The following is a 25,247-nucleotide window of genomic DNA, read 5'->3' as shown; positions in this document are numbered from 1 at the left end:
AAAACCTATGATAGATTAATGAACATAGCAAAGGAGGAAAGGAATGATGGGGAAGGTTAAAGAGCAAAAGAAAATTGCTTTCATGTTTTAAAACATGAATTACAATCTAAAGTTACATGAAAAATTATATATAATATTTGAATGATTTAAAGGAGGATTTTTTATGAAGGCTGCAGTATGGTATGGTGAAAAAGATATTCGTATTGAGGAAAGAGAAGTGAAAGAATTACAACCCAATGATGTGAAAGTTAAAGTAGCATGGACTGGTATTTGTGGTTCTGATTTACATGCATACTTGCATCCGGATTCAGTGCCAATGAATAGGAATATGGTACTCGGACATGAGTTTTCTGGTGAAATTGTAGAGGTAGGTTCTCATGTTACGAAATTTAAAGAAGGTGACAGAGTATGTATCTATCCAATGATGCTTAAAGATCCTTCAAATGCTGAAATTGAACGTTTCATCACTTTAGACGCGGTTGGAGCACAAATCGACGGAGGGTTTGCAGAATACGCGATACTTCCACAAAAAACGATTTTTAAAATTCCAGATACTTTACCACTAGAATTAGCAGCAATGGTAGAACCAGCAGCTGTATCTTTTCAATCAGTTAAGGATTCAAATGTAAAAGAAGGAGATACTATTGTTGTCTATGGCGCAGGTCCTATCGGGCTATTTGCTGTATTAGGGGCAAAAGCTGCAGGTGTTTCTAATATTATTGTTGTCGATTTATTGGATAGTCGACTCGACAAAGCAACTGAATTGGGTGCAACACACGTCTTTAATGCTAGAGAAGTGAACCCTGTTGAAGAAATTCGTAAATTATTCCCAGATGGAGCAGATGTTGTATTTGAAGCTGCAGGTGTTGAGTCAACATTTAATCAAGCCATTCAATCAACTAAAGTTCGTGGCACAATGATGGTTATCAGCTTTCACACCCAGGATATCCAATTTAATGCTCCTTCATCCCTACTCTTTAGCGGCGTAAAATTAATGGGATCTGTGGGATATAGCAATGAAACTTATAACGAGGTCATTGAATTACTTGCTAATGGAAGATTACCGGCGCAATCAATTATTACAAGTAAAGTTGATATAGATAATATTGCTGAACAAGGCTTTGAAGCATTAATTCATGATAAGTCTCAAGCAAAGATTCTAGTTAAATTAAGTGGCGCACATTAATTATATTGTGGATAAATGAACTTGCGACGTGTAGAAAATTTCGTTCCTTGTTAATTAGATCTAGGCAGTAATGATAGGGCGTATCCATAAAATAAGAGTGATTATCGCAACGGTTTATACAGGATGATTTCTTTAAATTCATTATATAATGGAGCTCACTATTATATATGTGGTGATGGAAGCTGATGTAGAAGATACTCTGGTGAAGCATGCTAAGAACATGATAGAAGTTAAAGCAAGTGACCTGTTAATTGAGGGAACTTGCTTTTTCATTATCATTGTTTATGAACTTAACTTTATCTTATAGAGGAATCAATCTACAGGAGGAATTTCAAAAGGAAAATACAATGATAACTTTCAAAAAAATTCTTGGCGTGAGTTTTAAGTCCTTTCGTTAGTGAGACTTCCTATAATTTCTCCAACGTTTTTCGTAGGTCTCCTTTTAGTTTATCTTCTCTTCTTAAGTCATTGTTTGTATATTTGTTTTAATTTTTGGTAAATAATTGGAAGTGACATTTGAGGGGACAAGCTATTCTTGGCAAAGTTAAGGGGGGAAACAAATTTTGGCAATAGTATGTTTCAAATTTTATAAAGAACGCTTCTAAAAACTGTGATTTACGGTAAACTTATGCTTCAAAATGAGGCGAGTTTATGGTTTGAATCACATTTTACGGAAAAAATTTGGCGAGATGTTGATATTCCATGTCGAAGCCCCGATATATTTTAAAGGGGTGCTGAAAATGATTGTGAAAGAACGGAAAAAGCCGATTTATTTGCGTCAATTAGAAGCATTATTGAGAAGATTGCCTGCAAATCACCCAAAAAGAGATAGAATTGCTGAAAAGTTTGCGAAACAGAATGCTGGATATAAAGGAGAACAAGCGGTAGATTACCCGCTTAGCTTTCTACCAGATAAGGAGTATTATATTTTGCATGATATAAGACTCTTTGATCAGAAGCATTTTTTTCAAATTGACACCCTCATCATATCCTCACGCTTTATACTCTTTCTAGAAATTAAAAATATAACAGGGACATTGTTTTTTGATACGGAATTTCATCAGCTCATCCGCATATCAGAGCAACATTCAGAAGGATTTCCAGACCCGATATTGCAAATAAAAAGACAAGAAGTGCAATTTCGAAAGTGGCTTCATTTATATGGTATTTCTAACCTTCCAATTGAGTCCCTCATTGTGATTAGTACACCGCGTACAATTATTAAAACTTCATTTCATAATCCAGAACTTCTCCAAAATATTACCCATAGTGCAAATCTCCCAAATAAAATTAAGCAGTTAGAAAATGTACATGTAAAGAAACAGTTATCAGCCAAGAAATTAGAAAAATTAGTAGAACATATTATGATCGAACATTCCCCATTACAACAAAATCTTCTTGAGCAACATAATATTACAAAAGAGGAATTACAAAAAGGTATACAGTGTTCAGAATGTTTGTCTTTTGTAATGATGAAAGTAAGAACTGGATGGCGTTGTCCGAAGTGCAATGCTTTTTCCATAGAAGCACATACATATGCTGTGCAAGATTATGCGCTTCTTTTAGGAACGACGGTTACAAATAGAGAGTTAAAAGAATTTCTAAACATCGAATCCAGCTCAGTTATAAAGAGGTTAATGCACATGATGCAAATTCCGTACACAGGTGAAAAGAAGGGAAGAAAATATGATTTAACAGCCTTTAAAATATAATGTGGTTCAATTCTCTGTCAGTCAATTTAAAGAGTCATAAATAAATTGAAGAATTTTTTAATTATATTGGATAGATTTTCTAGATATATCGCAAGATAAGGGTAGTTTTCATACAACATGGAATAAAAGAAAGGAGCTGTTCATGTTTTTTCAAAAGAATCAAAAAAAGATTGATCAGCAACAACAAGTTTTACTTTCTTCGGATCTAGATGAAAATTTAGAGATTCTTCGCTCTATGTATCAGGATTGTTTTGATGTGGTTTTTCATATGTTTTTGATTCGTGGACAAATGAGAGCAGTTCTTATTTATGTAGAAGGATTATCTAATGTAGAGGAGATTCATACTCATGTGCTTTCTCCACTTATGTCGGAAGTGGAGGGGGGCGGGCTTAATCCACTGGAAGTGTTAGAAAAACAGATACATCTTTCCAAGACGAAAGAAGTCAGGACATTTACAGATTGTATAGAGAATATCTCCAGCGGAAACCCTGTACTTCTCGTGCACCAGGAAATGTCAGGGCTCGCGTTAGGGCTTGCGAAATGGGAAAAGCGTTCAATTGAAGAACCGGTAGCTGAGAATGTCGTACGAGGACCGCGTGAAGGTTTTGTGGAAACATTGTCAGTTAACACCTCCTTACTTCGCAGAAGAATCAAAAGTCCTAATTTCAAGATGAAATTAATACAAACCGGTCGCTATACGGATACTTCGGTTGTAATTGCTTATATAGAAGGACTTGCGAATGAAACACTAATTGAGGAAGTTGAAAACCGATTGCGGCGCATTGACATAGATAGCATATTAGAAAGTGGTTATATCGAGGAATTGATTGAAGATAATCCTTATTCCCCCTTTCCGCAACTTATTAATACAGAACGGCCGGATGTAGCTGCTGCGAATCTCTTAGAGGGACGTGTAGTAATTCTGATGGATGGTACACCTTTTGTCTTAATTGCTCCGATTAGTTTCTTTTCTTTACTTCAATCGCCTGAAGATTATTACCAACGTTTCTTAATTAGTTCAGCTATTCGTCTGTTGCGGTTTGTATTTATGATATTTTCTCTTGTTTTACCTTCTATCTATGTAGCTGTGCTCACGTATCATCAGGAAATGGTGCCGACATCTTTGCTGATTAGTATGGCATCTTCGCGGGAAACAGTTCCTTTTCCAGCTCTTATAGAAGCATTAATGATGGAGATTACGTTTGAAGCACTGCGCGAAGCGGGGGTTCGACTTCCGAAACAGGTAGGAGCAGCTGTTAGTATTGTTGGAGCTCTAGTTATTGGGCAAGCTGCTGTTCAAGCGGGTCTCGTTTCCGCTCCGATGATTATCGTTGTTGCGATTACAGGCATTTCTTCTTTTATGGTACCGCATTATACACAAGGGATTGCGTTGCGGATGTTACGCTTTCCAATTATGTTTCTTGCCGGCTCCCTAGGATTACTTGGGGTTATGCTTGGGGTGATTGCAATTGTCATTCACTTATGTGCATTGCGCTCTTTTGATATTCCATACCTTACACCAATCGCTCCGATGAATGCACATGAGCTGAAAGATACTTTGATTCGAGTTCCGTGGTGGAAGATGAATACACGTCCCCATTTAACTAATGAATTCAATCGATACCGACAGCCCCCTAGCCAAAAACCAAATCCAAGCGAGGGAGACGATTTATAGAGGAAAGATATGAGGAGAAGGGTGTGAACAAGCATGAATCTCTTATCTCGGAACATCATAAACGTGTTTCTCATTCTTCTCTTTTTGTTAGCTAGTTTCTTACTTTCTGGTTGTTGGGACAGAAGAGAAGTGAATGACACAGCGCTAGTGTTGGGGACTGGCATTGACAAAGAAAAAGGGAAAAACATTAGGCTTACTGTTCAAATTTTGGTGCCTCGGGCTGTGAAAGGAGGACAGTCCGAGGCAGGAGGAGGAAGTGGTGGAGGCTCTCAGATCTTGGTAAGGTCTGCGATTGGAGAAAATATGGCGGATGCTGCGTCAAAGCTTCAAGCAAAATTTTCACGTAAACTCTTTTGGGGGCACTGTAAAATATATATATTTAGTAAAAAGTTTGCTAAAGAAGGGGATATTCATAAGCAAATTGACTTTTTACTTCGCCATCCAGAACCTCGGGAACGAGCTTATTTGTTCGTTAGTGATGGGGAAGCAATCGATCTTCTAAAGTTACAGCCACCTTTAGAGTCATACGTGGGAGAAGCGCTTCGAAAACTATCAGAGCTGAATATCGGTATAAATGTTACAGTGATAGATTTTGAACAGATGTTAATAAGTGAGGCAGGAGTGGCTCTACTACCTTTGATTAAAAAGCTACCACCAGTATCTCGAAAAAACAAAGATGAAACGATGGCTATTGTAGTTGGCACGGCTGTTTTTAAGAAGGACAAAATGATCGGTCGAATGAATACGAAGGTGACTAGAGGGATATTATGGTTGCGAAATGAAATTCAAGAGAGTGTGGTGACAATAACCCCCAAAAAAGGAGAATCTATCTCGTTAGATCCAGTTCGTCAAAAGACAAAGCTTCTTCCTACGATTGAGAATGGAAAGTGGAAGAGCGTCGCGAAAGTTCAATCAGAAGGTACGATTGTACAAAATGGAAGCCGTTTTGACATTATGAGTCCCAACATTGTGAAGAAGGTAGAAAAAGAATTAGAAAAAGACATTAAACAGTACATGAACCTAGCATTGAAACAGGTGAAGAAGGAAATGAATGTGGACGCGTTTGGTTTTGCAGATGCGTTTCACCGCAAATATCCAAAAGAATGGGATAAGGTCAAACATCGTTGGGATAAGCTTCTTCCACAGGTGGATGTGAAGATTGTTATGAAAACGCGTGTACGCCGACCTGGTTTGTCTACTACACCAGTGGGAGTGAAAGAAAAAGAGGTCGAAAAAAAATGAAATGGCTAACAATAGTAGGAATAACAGTATGCGTGCTTGTCATTGCCTTATATGAGTGGTCAAAAATGAATCACGATCAGAAAAAGGAGAAGGTGGCCTTTATAACCTTAACAGCGATAGGGTACCTGCTTGCTATTCTTCTTTTGTTTTTTCCGGACATGTTAGGGCCTACGCAAATGATTGAGAAGCTTTTCAAACCGCTTGGTAAAATGCTTGAGAAAAAGTAGGATAAAAAGGAGACAAGAAAATGGTTGAAAAAGGGAAAATTTCTGCGTTTCAGATGGCGCTTATCATCATACCAACAATCATTGCAACGGCTGTTCTTATTGTTCCAGCCATTACAAGTGAGCACGCAGAGCGCGATATATGGATTTCACCAATTTGGGCGTCTCTCAATGGTTTTTTTACTGTATTTGTCGTATATCAATTGCATAAGTGTTATCCAGAGAAATCGATTATACAATATAGTAAATATATCGTCGGCCGGATTCCAGGAAAAATCCTTGGGCTTGTCTATCTGTTCTTCATTTTACATATATGCGGCATAATAACTAGGGAGTACGCAGATTTCGTCATTGGTTCTTTTTTACCTAAGACTCCGATTATTGTAGTGATTGGAAGCATGATTCTAATTTGTGGGTTTGCGGTTCGAGGTGGTATAGAAGTATTAGGAAGGGCATCGCAACTGTTCGTTCCGCTATTTTTATTTCCACCTGTCCTCTTTTTCCTGCTTATACCTGACTTGAAAATAGAGAATATGTTTCCAATTATGGAGCATGGTGTGCTGCCTTCAATCCTTGGTTCAACTGTGCCACAGGCTTGGTTTAGTGAAGTGTCTCTTATCTCTATGCTACTTCCTTTTGTAACAGATTGTGAAAAAGGGAGAAAGTGGGGGATAATCTCGGTGTTTGTCGCAATGTTCATTCTGCTTTATGCTAATATAATTGGAGTTTTGCTGTTTGGAGGAACAGTAATTAGTCATATATATCCAGTGTTTACTGCTTTTCGATACATTAGTGTTGCTACTTTTTTTGAACATCTTGAGTCAATTGTGATTACTCTTTGGGTGTTGGGGGCGTTCATCAAAATTTCCGTATTTTATTATGTACTTGTTCTAGGGACTGCGCAATGGCTTCATCTGTCTGACTACCGTCCCATTGTGTTTCCACTTGGTTTTTTTGTAATACTAATTGGTGTATGGGCATTTTCTAGTGGACAGGAAATGACTCGATTTTTAGGAAACATCTCTCCTTTTTATATACCGTGTATGATGACGCTTATGCCGACAGTGCTGTTACTTATCACTTTTATTAGAAAAAAGAGGTCTTACACAGTGAAAGAATAATATCGTATGTTCCTTAGACAAAGGAGAAAAAGACATGATGCGGGAAAAAATAGGAATTATGCAACTTTTTTATATTATGATGGCTTTCGAAGTGGGGAGTACAGTAATTTATGGATTAGGGGTAGACGCGAAACAAGATGCCTGGTTAGTCATTCTAGTCGGTATGTTCTGTGGTTTCGTTTTAATGTGGATATATACAAAATTATTTGAGTATTACTCGGGAGATACACTTACACAAATGATTCCTAAAATTGTGGGCAAACTTATCGGTTACCCTTTGAATGTAATCTACATTTTTTATTTTATTTATATAGCCGCACGAGTATTGAGAGATTTTGGTGAACTTATAACGGGAACTTTTCTGCCGAAAACTCCTCTTATTATCGTTATCGGTAGTTTTATGCTTGTCATTGTGTATTGTTTACATGGTGGAATTGAAGTATTCGGACGTATGGGGGAGATATTCTTTCCTTTTTTGTTCCTTGTTGCGATATTAACATGGGCTATTGTATACAGCTCTCAAGTTGTTGATATAGAACAGCTCGCACCTGTACTAGAAAAAGGGTTCGGGCCAGTATGGGAGGCAGCCTTTCCTCTTGTCATCACATTTCCATTCGGTGAAATGGTATTGTTTATGATGTTTTGGCCGGCATTACATGATTCGAGAAAGGTGAAGAAATTAGGGATGGTAGTGGTTCTTGTAGCGGGAATTCTATTAACTGTAAATACAATCAGTATTCTTTCCGTCATAGGCCCCAATTTAGTTAAGATGAAAACATATCCACTGCTTACAATCGTGAGGATGGCATCTATTGGAAATCTGATTGAACGAATTGATGCAGCTATCATTATAACGATGATGATCGGCGGATTTTTTAAGGTGGGATCGTTTCTATATGGTGCCGCAGTAGGAACTGCCCAATTGTTTAGATTGAAAAGCTATCGTTCTATAGTTGTTGTGTTTGGTGCAGTAGTAGTTCTGTTATCAATTATGATTGCGACTAATTACATGGAGCATGAAGAAATTGGAATAAAGAAGGTCCCGATCTTTCTACATATTCCACTCCAAATTGTAATACCAGTTATTTTATTAGTTATCGCTATGATTCGGAAAAGGATACAGTCGTAAGTTTCGGTATCAGGAAATAATTGAGTTGGCTATTTCATTTATAATGGGGAAAATGAGAGCTGATAGTATAAATGAAAAGGCGAGAAATACAGCTTCAACTTCCGTAGAATATAATTTTACTATAATATATAAGTATGAATAGGAAGAGGAGTTTTAAAGGAAATGAAGTTATTTAATATCGATCACTTTATCGCAGGTATTTTACAATGGATTTTAAACATTGCGCTTATTATATTATTATCCGTTGTTTTAGCAATCTTTTTAGTGAATGAAACAATTACGTTTATACAGTACATATTTTCAGCCGAAAAATTTACATCGTATAAGCTTGTTGAAAGCATTATTGTGTACTTTTTATATTTCGAGTTCATTGCGTTGATTATTAAGTATTTTAAATCAAATTATCATTTCCCGTTACGTTATTTTATTTATATAGGAATTACAGCACTTATTCGCTTAATTATTGTTTCTCATGAAGAACCATTTGAAACGTTATTATATGCTGGATCAATTCTTATTTTAATAATCGCTTTATATATATCGAATTTGAGAGATTTGAAAAAACATTAAAAAGTAGTGCAGACCGTGCGATTGGTTTGCACTACTTTTTTTGATATGATAAATCCAAATATGAAAAGGGAGAAGAAGAGCATATGCAAATATGTAAAGAGATTGTTGCGGAACGCCGAACGTATAGAGAGATTGAACATACACATGCTCACAGTCATGCTCAGTTAATTTTACCTCTTCAAGGAGAACTTTCTATAAAAGCTGGGTTACAAAATCTTCTCATTGACCAGAAGACGTTATTTTTTGTCCCTCCAGAATGCACCCATACGTTTCATTCTGCTGTACGCAATGAATTTTTAGTGCTGGATATTCCTCATTTCATGATTCCTGAAGGAAATATGCAAAGGACAGGGATTTCACATGTGTTCGATAAACAGTGGAAAAGTATTCGCTATCTCATTTTACATGAAATAGAACAAGGACAATCTTCCTTGAACGAACTCTATCCATATATTTCGCGCTGCTTATTCAAGGAGCGACATCCGAAGTCTATTCAATATATTCATGAACATTATGATAAAAATATAACTGTGCAACAATTAGCGGCGCTTGAGCACTATAATCGTTCTTATTATTCGGAGTGGTTTCTAAAAGAAACGGGAAAATCTCCATCGGTATACATACAGGAAGTTCGCCTTAATAAAGCAAAAGAATTATTGCGAAATACAAATTTATCCATTATGCATATTGCCATACAGGTTGGGTTAGAGCATCAGTCTTCTTTAACTCGCTTGTTCCAAAAGTATGAGGGGATGTCACCGAGTCAATATCGCAAAGGTGATAGGGACGATGTAACGAATATATGACATAGAGATAAAAATAGCTGATTTTTGGTGAAAAATCTTTTATTTCATTTGTTTAAAATGTAGGTAGGTATTTCAAAAATTGGAGGGAGCATATATGGCAACGATTGAAGACTTTATGAAATTAGATATCCGCATCGGAACGATTGTAGAAGCAGAGCTATTTCCAGAAGCGCGGAAGCCGGCGATAAAATTAAAAGTTGATTTTGGAGAAGAAGTGGGGATGAAACAATCTTCAGCCCAAATTACGAAAAGATATGAGCCGGAAGAGTTAATTGGCAGACAGGTCATTGGAGTTGTGAACTTTCCACCAAGACGAATTGCGGGATTTAAATCAGAGGTGTTAATAATAGGTGGTGTTCCAGAAGAAGGAGATGTTGTGCTTTTAAAACCTGATGAGCTAGTGCCAAATGGAACACCAATTGCATAAAATAATAAGCAAATTATACTACAAACTGTTGTAAGAATAAGGGACTTGCTTGATATAAATAAAATTTCACCAACCGGGCTGTTACTGCCCTAAAAGAGCCGAATAAATCAGATAATGTGATGGTTGCAATTTCCTGTATGCTTTTATGAAATCAACACAATCTAGTACTGGGTAAAAATATGATTCCATATGGAAGTTAAAAATGGAGGATAATCAATGAAACATATTGTTGCTTTATTGATTAAGTATATGGCAATTAGTGCTGTATTGCTTATAGTACTAGGTATTTTCTGGGACGTTTCAGTTCCTAGAGTTTTGTTTATCTCATTAGTCATTACAGGAGCAGCCTATTTAATTGGAGATTTATTTGTTCTATCTAAGTATGGAAATACAGTTGCTACCATTGTGGATTTCGGTTTAAGTTTTTTCGGAATTTGGGTATTAGCATATCTTCTTACAGGTATTGATGCAACTCGGAGTCTTACTGCATCTTCGTTTTGGGCAGCACTTCTGATTGGGATAGTAGAAGTGTTCTTCCATATCTATATGAAGAGAATGGTTTTAAAGGAAGAAGAGCAGGTGCTGAACTCTCCTAAGAAGTATCGAGGAGCATACGCTACAGAGTTTTCAGATGAATATATAGACCGTTCTAAAATAAGAAAAGAACAATTGCTTGAAAAAGTAGAGAATCGCAAGAAAGAATAGAAAATAAAAGGGATGGTAGTTGTCACCACCCCTTTTATTTTTATAAACTACCTATTTTTATTCCGATACATGCAAGTATGATTCCGCTGATATAGGTTGCTCCTATGTACAAGAACCCAGTTCCACACTTCTTATTTGTAAAAAGCTGAATGGATTCTAATTTAAAAGTAGAAAATGTAGTGAAAGCGCCCATGAAGCCTGTTCCTAGTAGCAATTGCCAACTTTTATCGATACCTTTTCCGGCAATGAGTCCGAGCAAGAAAGCGCCTGTTATATTGATAAAGAATGTGGCAAGCGGAAAGGATGTTTTCTTTCTTTTCTTAAACCAATTGCTTATATAAAAGCGTGTAATCGCACCGAAGAAGCCACCGATAGCGACGAGTAATGCATGATATTCTGACATTGTTTAGTCCCCCTTTTTCGTTATAACGGCGCGCTTTGTAAATAAGATATTTCCTAATTTGTATCCCATACTAGACATAAAAAGTCCACCGAATATGCTGCAGAGTACATATACGATAGCAATCGACCATGCTGATTGGTTGATTAATTTCATTGTCTCGACACCAAAAGTAGAAAATGTAGTAAAAGATCCTACAAATCCTGTTCCAATCCCCGTAACGACCTCTGAAGGAAAAATATTTAGACGAGAAATATAAGTGGCAATCCAGCTTAATAAAAAGCATCCAATCAAATTAATAAATAATGTGGCGAGTGGGAAAGGGTGGTGCCACAATACATCAATACTTAGTCCTAAATAATATCGTGAAAGAGCACCTAATATTCCAGCTAATCCAACAATAAGATAGACCATTTTCTTCACCTCTCTCTTAGTTTACTCAAAAAAAATAGACTCCTACCAGTGTGTATCCTGGTAGGAGTCATTAGCTAAGCAGCGGTTGTGGCGAACTCCATCGCCGTATTCATTCCATTTACTAGTGTACTAAATATTTTGGTGATTTCCAATAAGTGCGTATAGATTTTTTCGTCAAGAGTGGAAAAGGCACCAATCAGAAATATTTATTTAAATGAATTGCTTTTCTCGTCTGTATCTGTCAAGCTTAAAGTAAGAAAATACTGTAGAGAAAGAAATATATAGGTGGAAAATATGATTGAAATTAAGACATCTGCACTTAGTAGTGGGGAATTTAATCGAGGGGTATTTGCAACACGGGATATAAAAAAAGGTGAGCTATTGCATGAAGCACCAGTTATTTCTTATCCAAACGAAGAACATATATTTATTGAAAAAACGTTACTTGCCGATTATGCATTTGAGTATGGGGTGAATCATTCAGCGATTCTATTAGGATATGGTATGCTGTTTAACCATGCGTATCGTCCGAATGCCACATACGAAATCAATTTTGACAATCATACATTCGATTTCTATGCTTATACAGATATAAAAGCAGGAGAAGAGATATTGATTAACTATAACGGTGACGTTGATGACGATGAGTTATTGTGGTTTGATAAGGAAAAAGAAGGAAATTAATCATGAAGAACAACAGCACATTCTAGTGGATGTGCTGTTGTTGTGGGGTAAATTGGTGATATATGGAGAGAATCCTCAATAATGTAGGTGTAACTTTATTACGCTAAAGTTACAAATTTGTAATATATGGAGTTTTGACCTATTTGGGTTGCTTTATTGAGAAATATATATTTTAATATGAGTGGCACACCTTATAAAGCAACAGATTTATAAGGTGTGAAACTGAGATTGGAATCTTGTATAATCACAGAGTAGTTTTTGGGGAAATATGCTTTAATGAGTAGGATTTTTTATCTGTTGTATGATTTCCAATTAGACGTTCATAGCTTATCTACCACGTTATATTGTTTCTTAACATATCTTTTTAGTGGGGATATGATTGCCCGTCATAAGCGGGGAAAAAAGAATATAGAAATAGAGGAATCGGATCATGAATATGCAAGAGGTTTATAAATACTTAAGTGAAATATTACCAGAGAATCATGTGAAGCAAGATGAAATGTTGAAAAATCATACGCACATCAAAGTCGGAGGCAAGGCGGATGTGTTTATTATGCCCACTAGTTATACGGAAATTCAAAAGGTTGTAAAATATGCAAGCGAGCACAATATTCCCATTACATTTTTAGGAAATGGCTCTAATGTCATTATAAAAGATGGAGGTATCCGTGGTATTACATTAAGCTTAACTCATATAACGGATATTACTGTGCAAGGAACATCAATTATAGCACAAAGCGGTGCGGCGATTATTGATGTTTCGAGAACAGCGCTAGAATATTCTTTAACAGGCCTTGAATTTGCATGTGGCATTCCTGGTTCTGTGGGCGGTGCTTTATATATGAATGCTGGTGCATATGGTGGTGAGATCTCCTATGTGTTAACAAAGGCACTTGTGATGACAGAAGCGGGAGAACTTATAACTCTTACAAAAGATGACTTTGAATTTGGGTATCGTAAAAGCACATTTGCTAATAATCATTACATTATATTGGAAGGTACATTTGAGCTTGAAAAAGGTAATTACGCAGAGATTAAAGCGAAAATGGACGATCTGACATATAAAAGAGAGTCTAAGCAACCGCTAGAATATCCTTCATGCGGTAGTGTTTTCAAGCGTCCACCGAATCACTTTGCAGGAAAATTAATTCAAGACTCTGGACTGCAAGGAAAGAGAATCGGTGGTGTAGAGGTTTCTACAAAACATGCTGGATTTATGGTCAATGTAGATAATGGAACAGCACAAGATTATATCGATTTAATTCATTTTGTACAAAAAACAGTGGAAGAGAAATTTGGTGTAAAGTTAGAAAGAGAAGTAAGAATTATTGGGGAAGATTTATAAAGTGAGGCGCTATAGTCAGCGGTGATTCATCCGCGGGATGGAAAACTACTGCAAAGCCAGAAGTTACGACAGTTATCTTTTCACTTATTGATGTACTTTCATCAATTGAATAGATACATGTTATAGTGAAGTTTCATCTTTATTCCGCTATTTTAGGGCAGTAAGACTCTCACCTTAAGCTTCAAAGAATAGCAAGGAAGATAGGTGGGAGTAATGCTGTTCGTAACAGCACGATTGGTGAGGGCTCATAATCAGTGGGAGATGAAGAACCCCCCCACTGATTAAAGTTTCAGTTTATTTGAAATGAGCAAAAGTATTGAAAGGAAAAGTAGGAGCGAGGAATAATCCTTGCTTCTATTTTTATACACAATTTTGATGAAAAAATCAGTATATTAGAACAATTTTGGAGGATTATTATATTTTCATGACGAATAAAGCTATGTATACAAAAAAGCCTAAATCATGAGATGTATGATTTAGGCTTCGATACGGATTAGTAAGCTAAGCTGAATAATCCTTTAATGTGTGATAAGTAACGAACGTTACTTGCTTCTTTCATTAATGATGCAGGTAAGCCTTTAAGTGGAGTTGAGCTTGCACCAATAATAGCAACAGCATCTTTACGTCCTAGGCTTGCAAGTGTACCAGAGTTTACTGGTTTAAACTCTTCAAGAGCTTTGCCTTCTAATGCTGCGTATAAGTTGTATCCAATTAGTTCACCCATTTGCCAAGCGATTTGTGCAGTTGGTGGATATGGGCGACCTTCTGGGCCGAATACAACAGCGCTGTCTCCAGCAACGAATACATTTTTATGAGAAGTAGATTGTAAGTAGTCGTCAACAGTTGCACGGCCACGGTTTACTTCAAGACCAGATTCGCCAATTAATGGGTTACCTTGTACGCCACCTGTCCAAACGAATGTGTTCGCAACGATTTTTTGACCGTCCTTTAATTCGATTGTGTTGCCTTCAACATTTGTTACAGGAAGCCCTGTTAAGAATGTAACACCGCGTGCTTCTAGGCTAGTTGTCGCACGTTCGATTAAATCGTCTGGTAATACTGGAAGGATTTTTGGACCTGCTTCAACAAGAAGTAATTTTACTTCTTTTGGATTTACGCCGTAGCTTTTTGCAAGTTTAGGCATAACATCAGCAAGTTCACCCACTAGCTCAACACCAGTTAATCCGCCACCGCCGATTAAGATTGTCGCATCAGCTTCATTTTTTGTTTTTGCGTATTCACGAATGCGTTCTTCCACATGTTTAAAGATTTTGTTTGCATCGTCAGCAGATTTTAATACCATGCTGTTTTCTTCTAATCCTGGAATACCGAAGTAAGCGGTTTTACTTCCTAAAGCAACTACAAGTGCATCATAAGATAAAGTAGTGCCGCCAACTAGTTTAACTTCTTTTTTATCCACTGAGAAAGATTCAACTGTTGCAATTTTAAGATCGATATCTTTTCCTTTGAAAAGTTTCGTAAGTGGCATTGCAATTGCTTGCTCAGAAATATTACCTGCTGCTAAGCGGTGTAGTTCTGTGATGATTTGGTGTGTTGGATATTGGTTAATAACTGTAACTTGTGCTTCTGATTTGCTGTAATATTTGCGTACATTTAAAGCGGCAAGAAGTCCGCCATAACCAGCGCCTAAGATGACAATTTGTTTTGACATAGTATGATATCCCCCGTCTTTACTAATTGTTGTTATAAGATAAATTATTTATTATTACGTTCTGCACTAATTTGAAGATAAGCATTTACAAAGCGGAACATTTTTTGTGCTTGTGGATCTTTTAATAATTTTAATAAACCAAAAAGACCGATAACTTCATTGCTTTCTTCAGCGCGATCTTTTGCTTCAATAGCAGTTGCTGCTATTGTTTTCACAGTATCTTTTACAGGTTCTACAATCTCTTGGATTGCACCAACAGTGTCGCTTTTTAATACTTCATCATTTGCAACAGTTTGTGCGAAATCATAAGACTTAGTTAAAATGTTAACAAGCTCAGTTAATTTTGGAAGCTGTTCTACTAGCGTAGTTAATGATTGTTGTACTTCAGGTTTTAATAACTGGTCAAGTACATCTAGTTGTCCTTGGCTAGCAGAAATTTGTACAGATTCTTGTTCAGGCTTTGTTTGAGTGATAGTTTCTGGCATCTCCAATTCTCCTTTACGATAACAATACTCTTATTTTGTGGAATAAGTATCCCGAATATAGGTAAGAACAGCAAAAAAATGCAAAACTTTATACAAAGCTTCACAAAATGAGATAAATGCCCTTAAATTTCTAATTCCAGTTGAAGAAATTTAAAATCATAATGTCTTACCTATTATTTATGAACTTGTCCGCATCATAGAAAAGTTCCTTTATCGGCAAGTGTATAATATATATCTTTTATTATATACTATATACACTTATGTTAACATAAAAAATGATTCGTAACTATATGGATTTGATTCCATAACTTAGTGATGACAAAGGACGAGGGCAGACATTTTATTTTCGAATGATTTAAAACATAGTCGAATATAGAGAAGAAAAGGGAAAAATGAGTAAGTTTTGTTCATTTTCCCTTTTTTTGATGATAGTTCGCGTGCTACATAAAAAGAATGAAGGGGCGTTTGATGCGAGTAAGATATTGAGAAAAGATTATGTGCAGTTCAAACAAATGAATGCGAAGAGAGGAACCTATCAAGCGCAATCAACTGATCCACCTCAAAGGGGAAATGTGGGCGGAAAAATTCGCATTTTCATTCGAAGTAAATACGGCCTGGTGAATTTTGATTTCAAATTAAAAAGGGATGCTCATAAGGAGACAGCAATCTCCAAAATGCAGTTGTACTATTTGAAAGAAGTAAGAAAAAATCAAGCTTAGAAGTAGCTGTGAGCTGAAAAAAATGAAGCATCGCGAATCAACCATCTACATCTTACAAGAGATAAACGAGTATTCGTTATGTGGTAGAACAATGGTGATTTTGGTGGAAGATATTAATAAAAAGTAAAACTCCCACCTCAAGATTTTAGGGGCGAGTTTTACTTTAGTGGGGCTAAAGTGCCTGTTGATTCAAAAATTCCCTTTATTATTCTGCTTCAGAAACAACTGTGAAGCGTTCGTTTTCGTGTTTTGGATTTTCGATTTCATCAAGTGTTGCTACAGCAAAATCTTCATAACTTACATAGCTATCGCCTTTTGAGTTAACAAGAAGATGATCTTTACCAGTTTTATAAGAACCAGTACGTTTTCCTAATGCGAATAGAGCAGAAGGGCTAATGAATGTCCAAGTAATGTCGTTTGTTTGTTGTAAAATTTCTAGGTTTTTGCCTTGATTTTGGGCAGTTGGAAGATATTCTGCTGGGAAATCTGGTGTTTCAAATACTCGTGTTGTTTTTGCTTCGTCTATAAATAGACTACCAGCACCGCCGACAACAATTAATTTTGTATGTGGCGCACCTTTCATGGCCTCAATTAATACGTTTCCGGCATCAACGTGAAGATGCTCTTTACCAGTTGGCGCACCAAATGCGTTCACAACTACATCGAATGTTTGAAGGTCGTTAGAAGTAAGATCGAATACGGATTTTTCTAATACTTTTACATTCTTGTCTGTAATGTTTGATGCGTTTCGTACAATTGCAGTAACTTCATGGCCGCGATCAAGTGCTTCTTTCATAATACGGCTTCCAGCTTTTCCACTTGCTCCGATAATTCCAATTTTCATAAGAAATCCCTCCGAAATTTTATAAAATAAGTAGTAAAGCTATATATCTAAAGGTGGATAGATAGTTTTATGATCAGGTTGTTTTATCAACGTGATGTAATCATTATAGTTACAACAATTTTGTTTGTCAATTCGATTGTAGGAAACATAATGATGTCCAGTTTGTTTAGGGAGTAAGTTATGTTAGGAATAATTACATTATTGTGTCATAAAACCTAACATTTTTTTGTCTAAACTTGTTGATTCTTAAAATTTTTTAGAATATAATCTTCTTATTGTTAAGAGAGGGGGAAGTGATTCGATGGAAATGTTAGCGAGATTGATTACGGATATAAATAATGTTCTTTGGACATATATTATGATAGGTATGTTAATTAGTATTGGCATTTATTTTTCTTTACGAGTTAATTTTGTTCAAATTCGCTATTTTGGTGAAATGATTCGCTTACTAGGAGATGGAGCGAGTTCGAAAACACGTAAAGCACAAAAGGAAAAGAATGGCGTTTCGTCATTCCAAGCGTTTTGTATGAGTACAGCTTCTCGTGTAGGTACAGGTAATTTAGCAGGTGTGGCAATTGCGATTTCAACTGGGGGACCTGGGGCTGTATTTTGGATGTGGCTGATTGCGATAATTGGTGGTGCATCTGCTTTTGTAGAAAGTACATTAGCGCAAATTTACAAAGTGAAAGATGGAAATACGTTCCGCGGGGGACCGGCGTATTATATGGAAAAAGGACTAAATAAGCGCTGGCTCGGTGCTATTTTCTCTATTTTAATCACAGTTAGTTTTGGTTTGATTTTTAATGCGGTACAGTCAAATACTGTGGCAGCAGCATTTGATGGCGCATTTCATACAGATAGTAGATTAGTCGGCATTGTAATGGCTGGACTGTTAGCAATTATTATTTTTGGTGGGGTAAAACGAATTGCTCGCGCTGTCGAAATGATTGTTCCTGTTATGGCGCTTATTTATATAGGAGTTGCCTTGTTCGTAGTGATTACAAATATTACAGAGATTCCAACTTTATTTAAAGAAATTATTTTACATGCTTTTGGGATTAAAGAAGTTGTTGGTGGTGGATTTGGAGCGGCTATTTTACTAGGGGTAAAACGTGGATTGTTTTCAAATGAAGCTGGTATGGGGAGCGCGCCAAACGCAGCAGCAACTGCGAATGTAACACATCCCGTCAAACAAGGGTTTATCCAAACATTAGGGGTATTTACAGATACATTGCTAATTTGTAGTTGTACAGCATTTATTATTTTGTTATCAGATGTATCAGGATTAGCTAATACAAATGGTATCCAATTAACACAACAAGCATTAAGTCAACATATTGGATCTTGGGCCTCTATTTTTGTAGCAGTTGCAATTTTCTTATTTGCATTTAGTTCACTTGTTGGGAATTACTATTATGGTGAAACAAATATTGAATTCTTAAATGGAAGTAAAGGGATATTGATCGTTTACCGAATTGCAGTGCTTGGTATGGTTATACTTGGTTCGGTAGCTACAATTCAAATTGTATGGGATTTAGCAGACCTATTTATGGGGATTATGGCTGTTATTAATTTAGTGGCAATTGTATTTCTATCTAAGTTTGCTTTTACAGCATTATCAGACTATGTAAAACAAAAGAAACAAGGAAGAGACCCAGTGTTTCATGCAAGTTCGATTCCGGGGCTAGAAAATACAGAGTGCTGGGAAGATTCTAAAGTAGAAGAAAAAGAACAAACTATGTAAAAAGGAGGTATCAGAGAAAATCTGATACCTTTTTTATATCTTTATAAAAGACGAACATTAATAATTTTTTTATATTCATTGTAATTTTTTTCGGAAATATAAGGATGTGGATTTAAATTTATGTTAGAATGGTTAAGGCCTTTATAAATAAGAGATAAATTCGTTTTTGTTGATATCATATTCATTTTACGTGAAAAATAAAAGTTCGGATTATTGATTGTTTTGTATGGTCAGACATTCAATGTTTAATAATTTACTAAAATGTTGAATAAGTTTTAAACGGAGGATTTTATATATGAAGTTTGTTATGTTTCTTGTAGGATTACTCGTTGTATTTATACTTGGTTTTCTTATAAGTACAGACCGAAAGAAAATTAAGTATAAACCAATTGTGGTGATGCTTATGGTTCAATTGGCATTATCGTACTTCCTATTAAGTACACAGATTGGGTATATTTTAGTAAAAGGAATTTCTGATGGATTTGGCGCCTTGCTCACATATGCTGAATCTGGAATCGTTTTCGTATTTGGGGGTCTTGTGAATAAGGGGGAAACCACATTCTTCCTCACAGCGTTATTACCAATTGTATTCTTCGCTGTATTAATTGGGATTTTGCAGCACTTCAAGATTTTACCACTGTTCATTCGCTCTGTTGGTTTTCTATTGAGTAAAGTAAATGGTTTAGGAAAACTAGAATCCTATAATGCAGTAGCAGCTGCAATCGTTGGTCAAGCAGAAGTATTTATTACGGTAAAAGATCAATTAAGTAAAATTCCAAAGCATCGTTTATATACACTTTGTGCATCTTCTATGTCAACAGTATCGATGTCAATTGTTGGTTCTTATATGAAAATGATTGAGCCGAAATATGTAGTCACAGCACTTGTATTAAACTTATTTAGTGGATTCATTATCGTTCATATTATTAATCCGTATGATATTACAGAAGAAGAAAATACGTTAAAATTAGAAAATAAAAAGAAGCAGTCATTCTTTGAAATGTTAGGCGAATATATTATGCTTGGCTTTACAATTGCAGTAACAGTAGCGGCAATGTTACTTGGTTTCGTAGCATTAATTACAGCCATTAATAGCTTGTTCGATGCGATTTTTGGAATGACATTCCAAGCTATTTTAGGATATATTTTCTCTCCTCTTGCATTTGTAATGGGCATTCCGAAATCAGAAGTGGTAACAGCGGGTCAAATTATGGCAACAAAATTAGTGTCAAATGAGTTTGTCGCGATGCTTGACCTTGGCAAAGTGGGAGGGGAATTATCTGCTCGCACAGTCGGTATTCTTTCGGTATTCCTTGTATCTTTTGCGAACTTTTCATCTATTGGCATTATCGCAGGAGCAACGAAAGGAATTGACGAAAATCAATCAAATGTTGTGTCGTCGTTCGGATTACGCCTTGTATATGGCGCAACTTTAGTGAGTGTTTTATCAGCGATTATTGTTGGCGTAATGTTATAAAAGTTAAAAGCAGTGAGCGTAAACTCACTGCTTTTGTTTATAAGGGAAAAATTATGTTGCATTTCTGTTAGATAACGCTTACAATTTGTATTGTAGGTGGTATCCATTTCAGACTTTGAATAAGGTAGGGAAGAAGAGACCGCCATTTGTAAATTGCAATTTATGTAAACGCTTACTGATTGTAAGGATTTTTCTTTTTAAACATTAGTAGTCAGACGTCATTCGTCATTCGTTGGACAACCGATAACACATGGGAAGTGGGGATTCACATATGAAACTAGTAATGTTTCTAATTGGTTTACTGGTAGTATTTGTACTAGCTTTTCTTGTAAGTTCAGATCGTAAGAAAATTAAATATAAACCAATTGCAATTATGCTTGTCATTCAATTAGCGTTATCCTATTTCTTACTAAATACAAAAATAGGATATGTGTTAGTAAAAGGAATTGCAGATGGTTTCGGCGCGATATTAAAATATGCGGAAGAAGGGGTTAATTTTGTATTTGGTGGTCTAGCAAATGATGGACAAGCACCATTCTTTTTAACAGTACTATTACCAATTATTTTCTTAGCTGTATTAATTGGAATTTTGCAGCATATTAAAATTTTACCAATTATCATTCGTGCAGTCGGTTTCGTATTAAGTAAGATTAATGGTTTAGGAAAACTAGAATCCTATAATGCAGTAGCAGCTGCAATCGTTGGTCAAGGTGAAGTGTTTATTACAGTAAAAGATCAATTAAGTAAATTACCGAAAAATCGTTTATATACACTTTGTGCATCTTCTATGTCAACAGTATCAATGTCAATTGTTGGTTCTTATATGAAAATGATTGAGCCGAAATATGTAGTCACAGCACTTGTATTAAACTTATTTAGTGGATTCATTATCGTTCATATTATTAATCCATATGATGTAAAAGAAGAGGACGATATTTTAGAATTACAAGAAGATAAGAAACAAACATTCTTTGAAATGTTAGGCGAATATATTATGCTTGGTTTCTCTATCGCTGTAACAGTGGCGGCGATGTTAATCGGTTTCGTAGCATTAATTACAGCAATTAACGGTGTATTCGATTCAATTTTCGGAATCACATTCCAAAGCATTTTAGGGTATATCTTCTCACCATTAGCATTTATTATGGGTATTCCAACATCAGAGATGCTAACAGCGGGACAAATTATGGCAACAAAATTAGTAACGAACGAATTCGTGGCAATGCTTGACCTTGGAAAAGTGGCCGGTGATTTATCGGATCGAACAGTAGGGATTTTATCAATCTTCCTCGTATCATTTGCGAACTTCTCATCTATCGGAATTATCGCTGGGGCGACGAAAAGTATTGATGGAAAACAAGCGAACGTTGTATCATCATTCGGATTAAAACTTGTATACGGTGCAACATTAGTAAGTATCTTATCAGCGGTTATCGTTGGGGTTATGCTTTAATTAGTAAGAAAAGCAATGGGTGTAGGCTCATTGCTTTTTTTGGTGCGCTCAGCATGTGCACATTTTCTGGAGTTCAACTCCTGAATCGTGAAGGAAGTCGGCGGAAAATCTCTAGTCTGAGGAGTACGAACTGCATAGAAAGTTAGGTATCATTGGATGAGATTGCAACATAAATGAAAGTCTTTACTGCTATAGGAGATTTTATCCCGCTATTTTAGGGCAGTAAGACTCCCACCTCAAGGTTCAAAGAGTAGCAAGGAAGATAGGTGGGAGTAGGGCTGCCCGTAACAGCCCGATTGGTGAGGGCTCATAATCAGTGGGGGATGAAGAAAACCCCCACTGATTAAAGTTTCACTTTATATAAATTCTACTTCTGTTCGTTTATATGTAACCGTTTGTTGAAGTACCACATCAATGATTGTTTCCTCATAGTAATGTCTGAATTTTGGAAGATTCTGAAATTCAGACATGATTTGTCTTTCCTTCTTCTTGTAGAAGCTCTACATAACCATCACCTGGCGGAAATGTTTTGAGAAATACTGCACGTAGCGACAACACACATCATGTATAGCGTATAACCTTACCTGTAGATGTTCCTGTATGAGTATTTTCTTTCAACGATACAAATTGCATTCCTGTCAAATGATTATGAATAATCGATGGTGTTCGCTTTTCTAAGTATATATTAAATATTGATTTTTATCGTTGTGAAAAATTCCTGTAACAAGAGAAAAATATTGAAAAAATGTAGGGGGGGTATTTAGTATTATGTATTTGGATATGAATTCGTATCATGTGTATGAAATTTAGGTTGGCTAGCTAGCTTTAAACAATTAAATATAAAGACAAACCTAATGAATAGTGAAATATTCCCGCTTATAAAAAAAGGAGGGTGAGATTTCCAATGATGCGATAAAAAATTTTATATCCTGCTGTTTGTGAAGAATCAAACTCCTGGATTTTCAGGGAGGAGTGTCGGAATATTCTGTCTAGTGTCTTGTTTGCAAGTGCTAACAAAGAGTTACGTTCTCTTATTATAACATCTGCAGAGAGAGGAGAGGAAGACCCATAACAGCCGCTAACATTGCAGCTATATTTGCTTAATATATTTAAGTTATTAAATTTAAATATATGTAATGATTTAAACAAGTTTATAAATGATTAACAAAAAAGTTCATGAAAGATTAGACTCGATTAATAGTAAAAGGAGATAATCATGGAAAAAGATATTAAACGTAAAATTAATCTCTTAAATATTCTTGTTGAGGAAAAGCGATGGTTTACGCTGGCGGAATTGGGAAGTAAACTACACTGTTCAAATAAAACCATTCGAAAAGATATATCAATTATTAATGATTTATTACCCAAAAATATAGTCATATGTTCCAAAAAAGGGAAAGGTGTAAAATTATCTTTATCCCAGAATCAATCAATTACTGAAGCAACTTCTAATCTCCTGAAGAAATCATTAACGTTTTTAGCGCTTCAACAATTATTAGAGGGACGTGCCAATACAGTGACCTCTTTAGCTGATAGACTATATCTCCCTGTTACCTCGACTAATGATGTACTAAAAAGAGTCAGTAGGTATATTGAAAAATTCGGTTTATGTTTAGAAAAAAAGCCATTAAGGATTTCAGGGGATGAATTTCAAATTATATTCATGTTTTCTGAGCGTTACTTGGAAGCTTTTCCCGATACAGAATGGCCCTTTACAGAATATAAAGAAGAAGTATTGATGGATTACGTACATGATATTGAAAAAAAATTAGATATTATATTTTATTCTAATGATAAAAGAAGATTAGCCTTTATTATAACAATTCTTTTTAAACGAATAAAACAAGGACATAAAGTAAAGTTTAGTGAATGGATTGTTAAACACACAGTAGAATCCATACATTATAAAAAAATATTTGAGGATAAAAATATAATCAAGGTGAACAAAAATAGACCTCTAAATATAGAAGAGCAAGTATTGTTGGTTATAGTTGTTAAGTTATCGAGATATATAAATAATAGTGGGAATACCTTGAAACAAGAAGAACTACTATTGTATAAAGAAGGAAAAACAATATTCTATAAATGTGTAAACGATTTCATTCGTCTCTTGGAACAAGAACTAAAAATAGAACTAGCCAATAGTGATGATTTTGTCTATGGGATAGTTGAGTATTGTAGGCAGACCTATCATATACTGAAATTTCTACCTAGAATAAAAGCGCCAGAAAAAGATACGTGTAAGTACATAAAGAAACATTATCCAGAAACGTTTGATTTAGTAAAACGAGCATATACGAAATGGGGGAAAGAAATGGGATTAACAGATATTCCTGACGAAGAATTTGCAAAGGTGACTATGCGTATTATAGCGACAGGAAAACAACATAACCTACACAAAAAAAAAGTATTGCTTATTACAGGTGAAGGTAAGAGTTGGGAAGAATATATGAAGAGTTGTATTAATAAACGTTATGGTAATCAATTAGAATTTGTAGAAGGAAATGCAAAGATTTTTCAGGGGAATATGGAAAATCTAGATATTGATTTTATTATTACTACTATACCCTTAGAAACGAATTGGAACTCTATTGTTTATGTATCACCGATACTTCAAGAACGAGATTTTTATGAAATAGGAATATTTGCAAAACAATAATAGTTTAGAGAGTAATAGCTACATCTTAATTATATATTTGTTTGATGAACAATTGTTAACAAAACATCATGGCTCACAGGAAGGTTTACAGCAGAAGCAACTTTCTCTCCAGTTCAACAACTTGTAGAAAAAGGAATGCTGTGTAAAACTCGTTCGGATCTAAGTGTACGGCGTTCAGTAGGCGTTAACCAACCCTATCATGCTGTAAAAACTTTAATGGAGTAAGACGAACGATTACAAAACCAGTTGTGCTTCTATTTTTACCTTTGTAAAGGTAAAAATAGAATGTATAAAAAATAAGAAACGCATATTATAATCATTTTATATGCAGGTAGTATTCATAAAACTTGCATTAAATAGGATGCAAACATCTTCATTACCCCCAACAAAAAGCTTTGGTATGTTTTATTGGAAACATCATACATCTAACAATATTATATTAGATGGGAAAAGGCAGTGTACTATGCTGAACATTCAGCATTACACTGCCTTATTTCTTAAAGCTTTAAATCGATGTTTGACAGATTTTTTGCATCAGAACCGTATGAAGAAGT

At 35.6% G+C, this 25,247-nt stretch carries 23 protein-coding genes and 1 riboswitch; of the genes, 18 read left to right on the top strand and 5 right to left on the bottom strand.

Annotation, left to right across the window (positions count from 1 at the left end):
* The first annotated feature begins 163 nt into the window (after nt 1-163).
* From MR059_RS15025 to MR059_RS14975, 11 genes are all read left to right on the top strand, one after another.
* Nucleotides 164-1,186 (top strand): 2,3-butanediol dehydrogenase, encoded by a 1,023-nt coding sequence (locus MR059_RS15025; protein WP_012096115.1) that lies wholly within the window; start codon nt 164-166, stop codon nt 1,184-1,186.
* A gap of 740 nt (nt 1,187-1,926) precedes the next feature.
* Entirely contained in the window at nt 1,927-2,898 is a 972-nt protein-coding gene (locus MR059_RS15020) for a nuclease-related domain-containing protein (RefSeq protein ID WP_012096114.1), read from the top strand.
* Nucleotides 2,899-3,040: 142 nt separating this feature from the next.
* Nucleotides 3,041-4,573, top strand: a complete 1,533-nt coding sequence (locus tag MR059_RS15015) for a spore germination protein (protein WP_087099337.1) — start codon at nt 3,041-3,043, stop codon at nt 4,571-4,573.
* Between the two features lie 33 nt (nt 4,574-4,606).
* Nucleotides 4,607-5,815, top strand: coding sequence for a Ger(x)C family spore germination protein (locus MR059_RS15010; protein ID WP_242161885.1), 1,209 nt, complete (start codon nt 4,607-4,609; stop codon nt 5,813-5,815).
* The gene (locus MR059_RS15005; RefSeq protein ID WP_012096111.1) at nt 5,812-6,042 is read left to right on the top strand and encodes a hypothetical protein; all 231 of its coding nucleotides are present in this window, start codon (nt 5,812-5,814) and stop codon (nt 6,040-6,042) included. Before MR059_RS15010 ends, MR059_RS15005 begins: the two co-directional genes overlap by 4 nt.
* Before the next feature lie 20 nt (nt 6,043-6,062).
* Nucleotides 6,063-7,160 carry a GerAB/ArcD/ProY family transporter gene (locus MR059_RS15000; protein ID WP_012096110.1) on the top strand — a complete coding sequence of 366 codons (1,098 nt, stop codon included), beginning with the start codon at nt 6,063-6,065 and terminating at the stop codon, nt 7,158-7,160.
* Between the two features lie 34 nt (nt 7,161-7,194).
* The gene (locus MR059_RS14995; protein WP_012096109.1) at nt 7,195-8,289 is read left to right on the top strand and encodes a GerAB/ArcD/ProY family transporter; all 1,095 of its coding nucleotides are present in this window, start codon (nt 7,195-7,197) and stop codon (nt 8,287-8,289) included.
* 162 nt (nt 8,290-8,451) lie between these two features.
* Nucleotides 8,452-8,859, top strand: coding sequence for a phosphate-starvation-inducible protein PsiE (psiE, locus tag MR059_RS14990; RefSeq protein ID WP_012096108.1), 408 nt, complete (start codon nt 8,452-8,454; stop codon nt 8,857-8,859).
* A gap of 83 nt (nt 8,860-8,942) precedes the next feature.
* Nucleotides 8,943-9,665, top strand: a complete 723-nt coding sequence (locus MR059_RS14985) for a helix-turn-helix transcriptional regulator (RefSeq protein WP_012096107.1) — start codon at nt 8,943-8,945, stop codon at nt 9,663-9,665.
* 94 nt (nt 9,666-9,759) lie between these two features.
* Nucleotides 9,760-10,092, top strand: a complete 333-nt coding sequence (gene csaA, locus MR059_RS14980; protein WP_012096106.1) for a chaperone CsaA — start codon at nt 9,760-9,762, stop codon at nt 10,090-10,092.
* Between the two features lie 216 nt (nt 10,093-10,308).
* The gene (locus MR059_RS14975; RefSeq protein ID WP_012096105.1) at nt 10,309-10,797 is read left to right on the top strand and encodes a YndM family protein; all 489 of its coding nucleotides are present in this window, start codon (nt 10,309-10,311) and stop codon (nt 10,795-10,797) included.
* A 40-nt stretch (nt 10,798-10,837) separates the two neighbouring features.
* Here MR059_RS14975 and crcB (MR059_RS14970) read toward each other — a convergent pair whose 3' ends face one another.
* Both crcB (MR059_RS14970) and crcB (MR059_RS14965) read right to left on the bottom strand, forming a co-directional pair.
* Nucleotides 10,838-11,200, bottom strand: coding sequence for a fluoride efflux transporter CrcB (crcB, locus tag MR059_RS14970; RefSeq protein WP_012096104.1), 363 nt, complete (start codon nt 11,198-11,200; stop codon nt 10,838-10,840).
* Nucleotides 11,201-11,203: 3 nt separating this feature from the next.
* Nucleotides 11,204-11,611 carry a fluoride efflux transporter CrcB gene (gene crcB, locus MR059_RS14965; protein WP_012096103.1) on the bottom strand — a complete coding sequence of 136 codons (408 nt, stop codon included), beginning with the start codon at nt 11,609-11,611 and terminating at the stop codon, nt 11,204-11,206.
* A gap of 54 nt (nt 11,612-11,665) precedes the next feature.
* Nucleotides 11,666-11,725: riboswitch (Fluoride riboswitch) on the bottom strand.
* Nucleotides 11,726-11,905: 180 nt separating this feature from the next.
* On the opposite strand from crcB (MR059_RS14965), the gene MR059_RS14960 reads away from it, so the two are divergent.
* Together MR059_RS14960 and murB are read left to right on the top strand one after the other, a co-directional pair.
* On the top strand, nt 11,906-12,295 hold the full coding sequence (locus MR059_RS14960) for an SET domain-containing protein (RefSeq protein WP_012096102.1): 390 nt from the start codon (nt 11,906-11,908) through the stop codon (nt 12,293-12,295).
* A gap of 430 nt (nt 12,296-12,725) precedes the next feature.
* Nucleotides 12,726-13,640 (top strand): UDP-N-acetylmuramate dehydrogenase, encoded by a 915-nt coding sequence (gene murB / locus MR059_RS14955; RefSeq protein ID WP_012096101.1) that lies wholly within the window; start codon nt 12,726-12,728, stop codon nt 13,638-13,640.
* Nucleotides 13,641-14,133: 493 nt separating this feature from the next.
* Here murB and MR059_RS14950 read toward each other — a convergent pair whose 3' ends face one another.
* Nucleotides 14,134-15,312 carry an NAD(P)/FAD-dependent oxidoreductase gene (locus MR059_RS14950; RefSeq protein WP_012096100.1) on the bottom strand — a complete coding sequence of 393 codons (1,179 nt, stop codon included), beginning with the start codon at nt 15,310-15,312 and terminating at the stop codon, nt 14,134-14,136.
* A gap of 44 nt (nt 15,313-15,356) precedes the next feature.
* Complete coding sequence (locus tag MR059_RS14945) at nt 15,357-15,797, bottom strand: DUF1641 domain-containing protein (protein WP_012096099.1); 441 nt, start codon at nt 15,795-15,797, stop codon at nt 15,357-15,359.
* 392 nt (nt 15,798-16,189) lie between these two features.
* On the opposite strand from MR059_RS14945, the gene MR059_RS14940 reads away from it, so the two are divergent.
* On the top strand, nt 16,190-16,516 hold the full coding sequence (locus tag MR059_RS14940; RefSeq protein ID WP_012096098.1) for a hypothetical protein: 327 nt from the start codon (nt 16,190-16,192) through the stop codon (nt 16,514-16,516).
* A 205-nt stretch (nt 16,517-16,721) separates the two neighbouring features.
* Here the strand turns inward: MR059_RS14940 and MR059_RS14935 are convergent, their stop codons facing one another.
* Complete coding sequence (locus MR059_RS14935; RefSeq protein ID WP_012096097.1) at nt 16,722-17,360, bottom strand: NAD(P)-dependent oxidoreductase; 639 nt, start codon at nt 17,358-17,360, stop codon at nt 16,722-16,724.
* A gap of 301 nt (nt 17,361-17,661) precedes the next feature.
* On the opposite strand from MR059_RS14935, the gene MR059_RS14930 reads away from it, so the two are divergent.
* The 4 genes from MR059_RS14930 (at nt 17,662) to MR059_RS14915 (ending at nt 24,693) form a co-directional block, all read left to right on the top strand.
* Nucleotides 17,662-19,104 (top strand): alanine/glycine:cation symporter family protein, encoded by a 1,443-nt coding sequence (locus MR059_RS14930; RefSeq protein WP_012096096.1) that lies wholly within the window; start codon nt 17,662-17,664, stop codon nt 19,102-19,104.
* Nucleotides 19,105-19,399: 295 nt separating this feature from the next.
* The gene (locus tag MR059_RS14925; RefSeq protein ID WP_012096095.1) at nt 19,400-20,581 is read left to right on the top strand and encodes a NupC/NupG family nucleoside CNT transporter; all 1,182 of its coding nucleotides are present in this window, start codon (nt 19,400-19,402) and stop codon (nt 20,579-20,581) included.
* A gap of 271 nt (nt 20,582-20,852) precedes the next feature.
* On the top strand, nt 20,853-22,034 hold the full coding sequence (locus MR059_RS14920; protein WP_012096094.1) for a NupC/NupG family nucleoside CNT transporter: 1,182 nt from the start codon (nt 20,853-20,855) through the stop codon (nt 22,032-22,034).
* A 1,216-nt stretch (nt 22,035-23,250) separates the two neighbouring features.
* Complete coding sequence (locus MR059_RS14915) at nt 23,251-24,693, top strand: BglG family transcription antiterminator (protein WP_012096093.1); 1,443 nt, start codon at nt 23,251-23,253, stop codon at nt 24,691-24,693.
* Nucleotides 24,694-25,247 lie beyond the last annotated feature (554 nt).

This window comes from Bacillus cereus group sp. BfR-BA-01522, assembly GCF_022662635.1.
GTDB lineage: Bacteria > Bacillota > Bacilli > Bacillales > Bacillaceae_G > Bacillus_A > Bacillus_A cytotoxicus.
This window is presented reverse-complemented; position numbering and strand designations above follow the sequence as displayed.

Excerpts from the sequence above, each read along its gene's own strand:
- MR059_RS15000 (WP_012096110.1), top strand. The coding sequence starts at position 6,063 with ATGGTTGAAAAAGGGAAAATTTCTGCGTTTCAGATGGCGCTTATCATC.
- MR059_RS14935 (WP_012096097.1), bottom strand. The coding sequence starts at position 17,360 with ATGAAAATTGGAATTATCGGAGCAAGTGGAAAAGCTGGAAGCCGTATT.
- MR059_RS14940 (WP_012096098.1), top strand. The coding sequence starts at position 16,190 with ATGAGTAAGTTTTGTTCATTTTCCCTTTTTTTGATGATAGTTCGCGTG.
- MR059_RS15010 (WP_242161885.1), top strand. The coding sequence starts at position 4,607 with ATGAATCTCTTATCTCGGAACATCATAAACGTGTTTCTCATTCTTCTC.
- csaA (WP_012096106.1), top strand. The coding sequence starts at position 9,760 with ATGGCAACGATTGAAGACTTTATGAAATTAGATATCCGCATCGGAACG.
- MR059_RS15020 (WP_012096114.1), top strand. The coding sequence starts at position 1,927 with ATGATTGTGAAAGAACGGAAAAAGCCGATTTATTTGCGTCAATTAGAA.
- MR059_RS14985 (WP_012096107.1), top strand. The coding sequence starts at position 8,943 with ATGCAAATATGTAAAGAGATTGTTGCGGAACGCCGAACGTATAGAGAG.
- MR059_RS14995 (WP_012096109.1), top strand. The coding sequence starts at position 7,195 with ATGATGCGGGAAAAAATAGGAATTATGCAACTTTTTTATATTATGATG.
- crcB (WP_012096103.1), bottom strand. The coding sequence starts at position 11,611 with ATGGTCTATCTTATTGTTGGATTAGCTGGAATATTAGGTGCTCTTTCA.
- MR059_RS15005 (WP_012096111.1), top strand. The coding sequence starts at position 5,812 with ATGAAATGGCTAACAATAGTAGGAATAACAGTATGCGTGCTTGTCATT.
- MR059_RS14925 (WP_012096095.1), top strand. The coding sequence starts at position 19,400 with ATGAAGTTTGTTATGTTTCTTGTAGGATTACTCGTTGTATTTATACTT.
- MR059_RS14950 (WP_012096100.1), bottom strand. The coding sequence starts at position 15,312 with ATGTCAAAACAAATTGTCATCTTAGGCGCTGGTTATGGCGGACTTCTT.
- MR059_RS14920 (WP_012096094.1), top strand. The coding sequence starts at position 20,853 with ATGAAACTAGTAATGTTTCTAATTGGTTTACTGGTAGTATTTGTACTA.
- MR059_RS14960 (WP_012096102.1), top strand. The coding sequence starts at position 11,906 with ATGATTGAAATTAAGACATCTGCACTTAGTAGTGGGGAATTTAATCGA.
- MR059_RS14930 (WP_012096096.1), top strand. The coding sequence starts at position 17,662 with ATGGAAATGTTAGCGAGATTGATTACGGATATAAATAATGTTCTTTGG.
- MR059_RS14975 (WP_012096105.1), top strand. The coding sequence starts at position 10,309 with ATGAAACATATTGTTGCTTTATTGATTAAGTATATGGCAATTAGTGCT.
- MR059_RS15015 (WP_087099337.1), top strand. The coding sequence starts at position 3,041 with ATGTTTTTTCAAAAGAATCAAAAAAAGATTGATCAGCAACAACAAGTT.
- crcB (WP_012096104.1), bottom strand. The coding sequence starts at position 11,200 with ATGTCAGAATATCATGCATTACTCGTCGCTATCGGTGGCTTCTTCGGT.
- MR059_RS14945 (WP_012096099.1), bottom strand. The coding sequence starts at position 15,797 with ATGCCAGAAACTATCACTCAAACAAAGCCTGAACAAGAATCTGTACAA.
- murB (WP_012096101.1), top strand. The coding sequence starts at position 12,726 with ATGAATATGCAAGAGGTTTATAAATACTTAAGTGAAATATTACCAGAG.
- psiE (WP_012096108.1), top strand. The coding sequence starts at position 8,452 with ATGAAGTTATTTAATATCGATCACTTTATCGCAGGTATTTTACAATGG.
- MR059_RS14915 (WP_012096093.1), top strand. The coding sequence starts at position 23,251 with ATGGAAAAAGATATTAAACGTAAAATTAATCTCTTAAATATTCTTGTT.
- MR059_RS15025 (WP_012096115.1), top strand. The coding sequence starts at position 164 with ATGAAGGCTGCAGTATGGTATGGTGAAAAAGATATTCGTATTGAGGAA.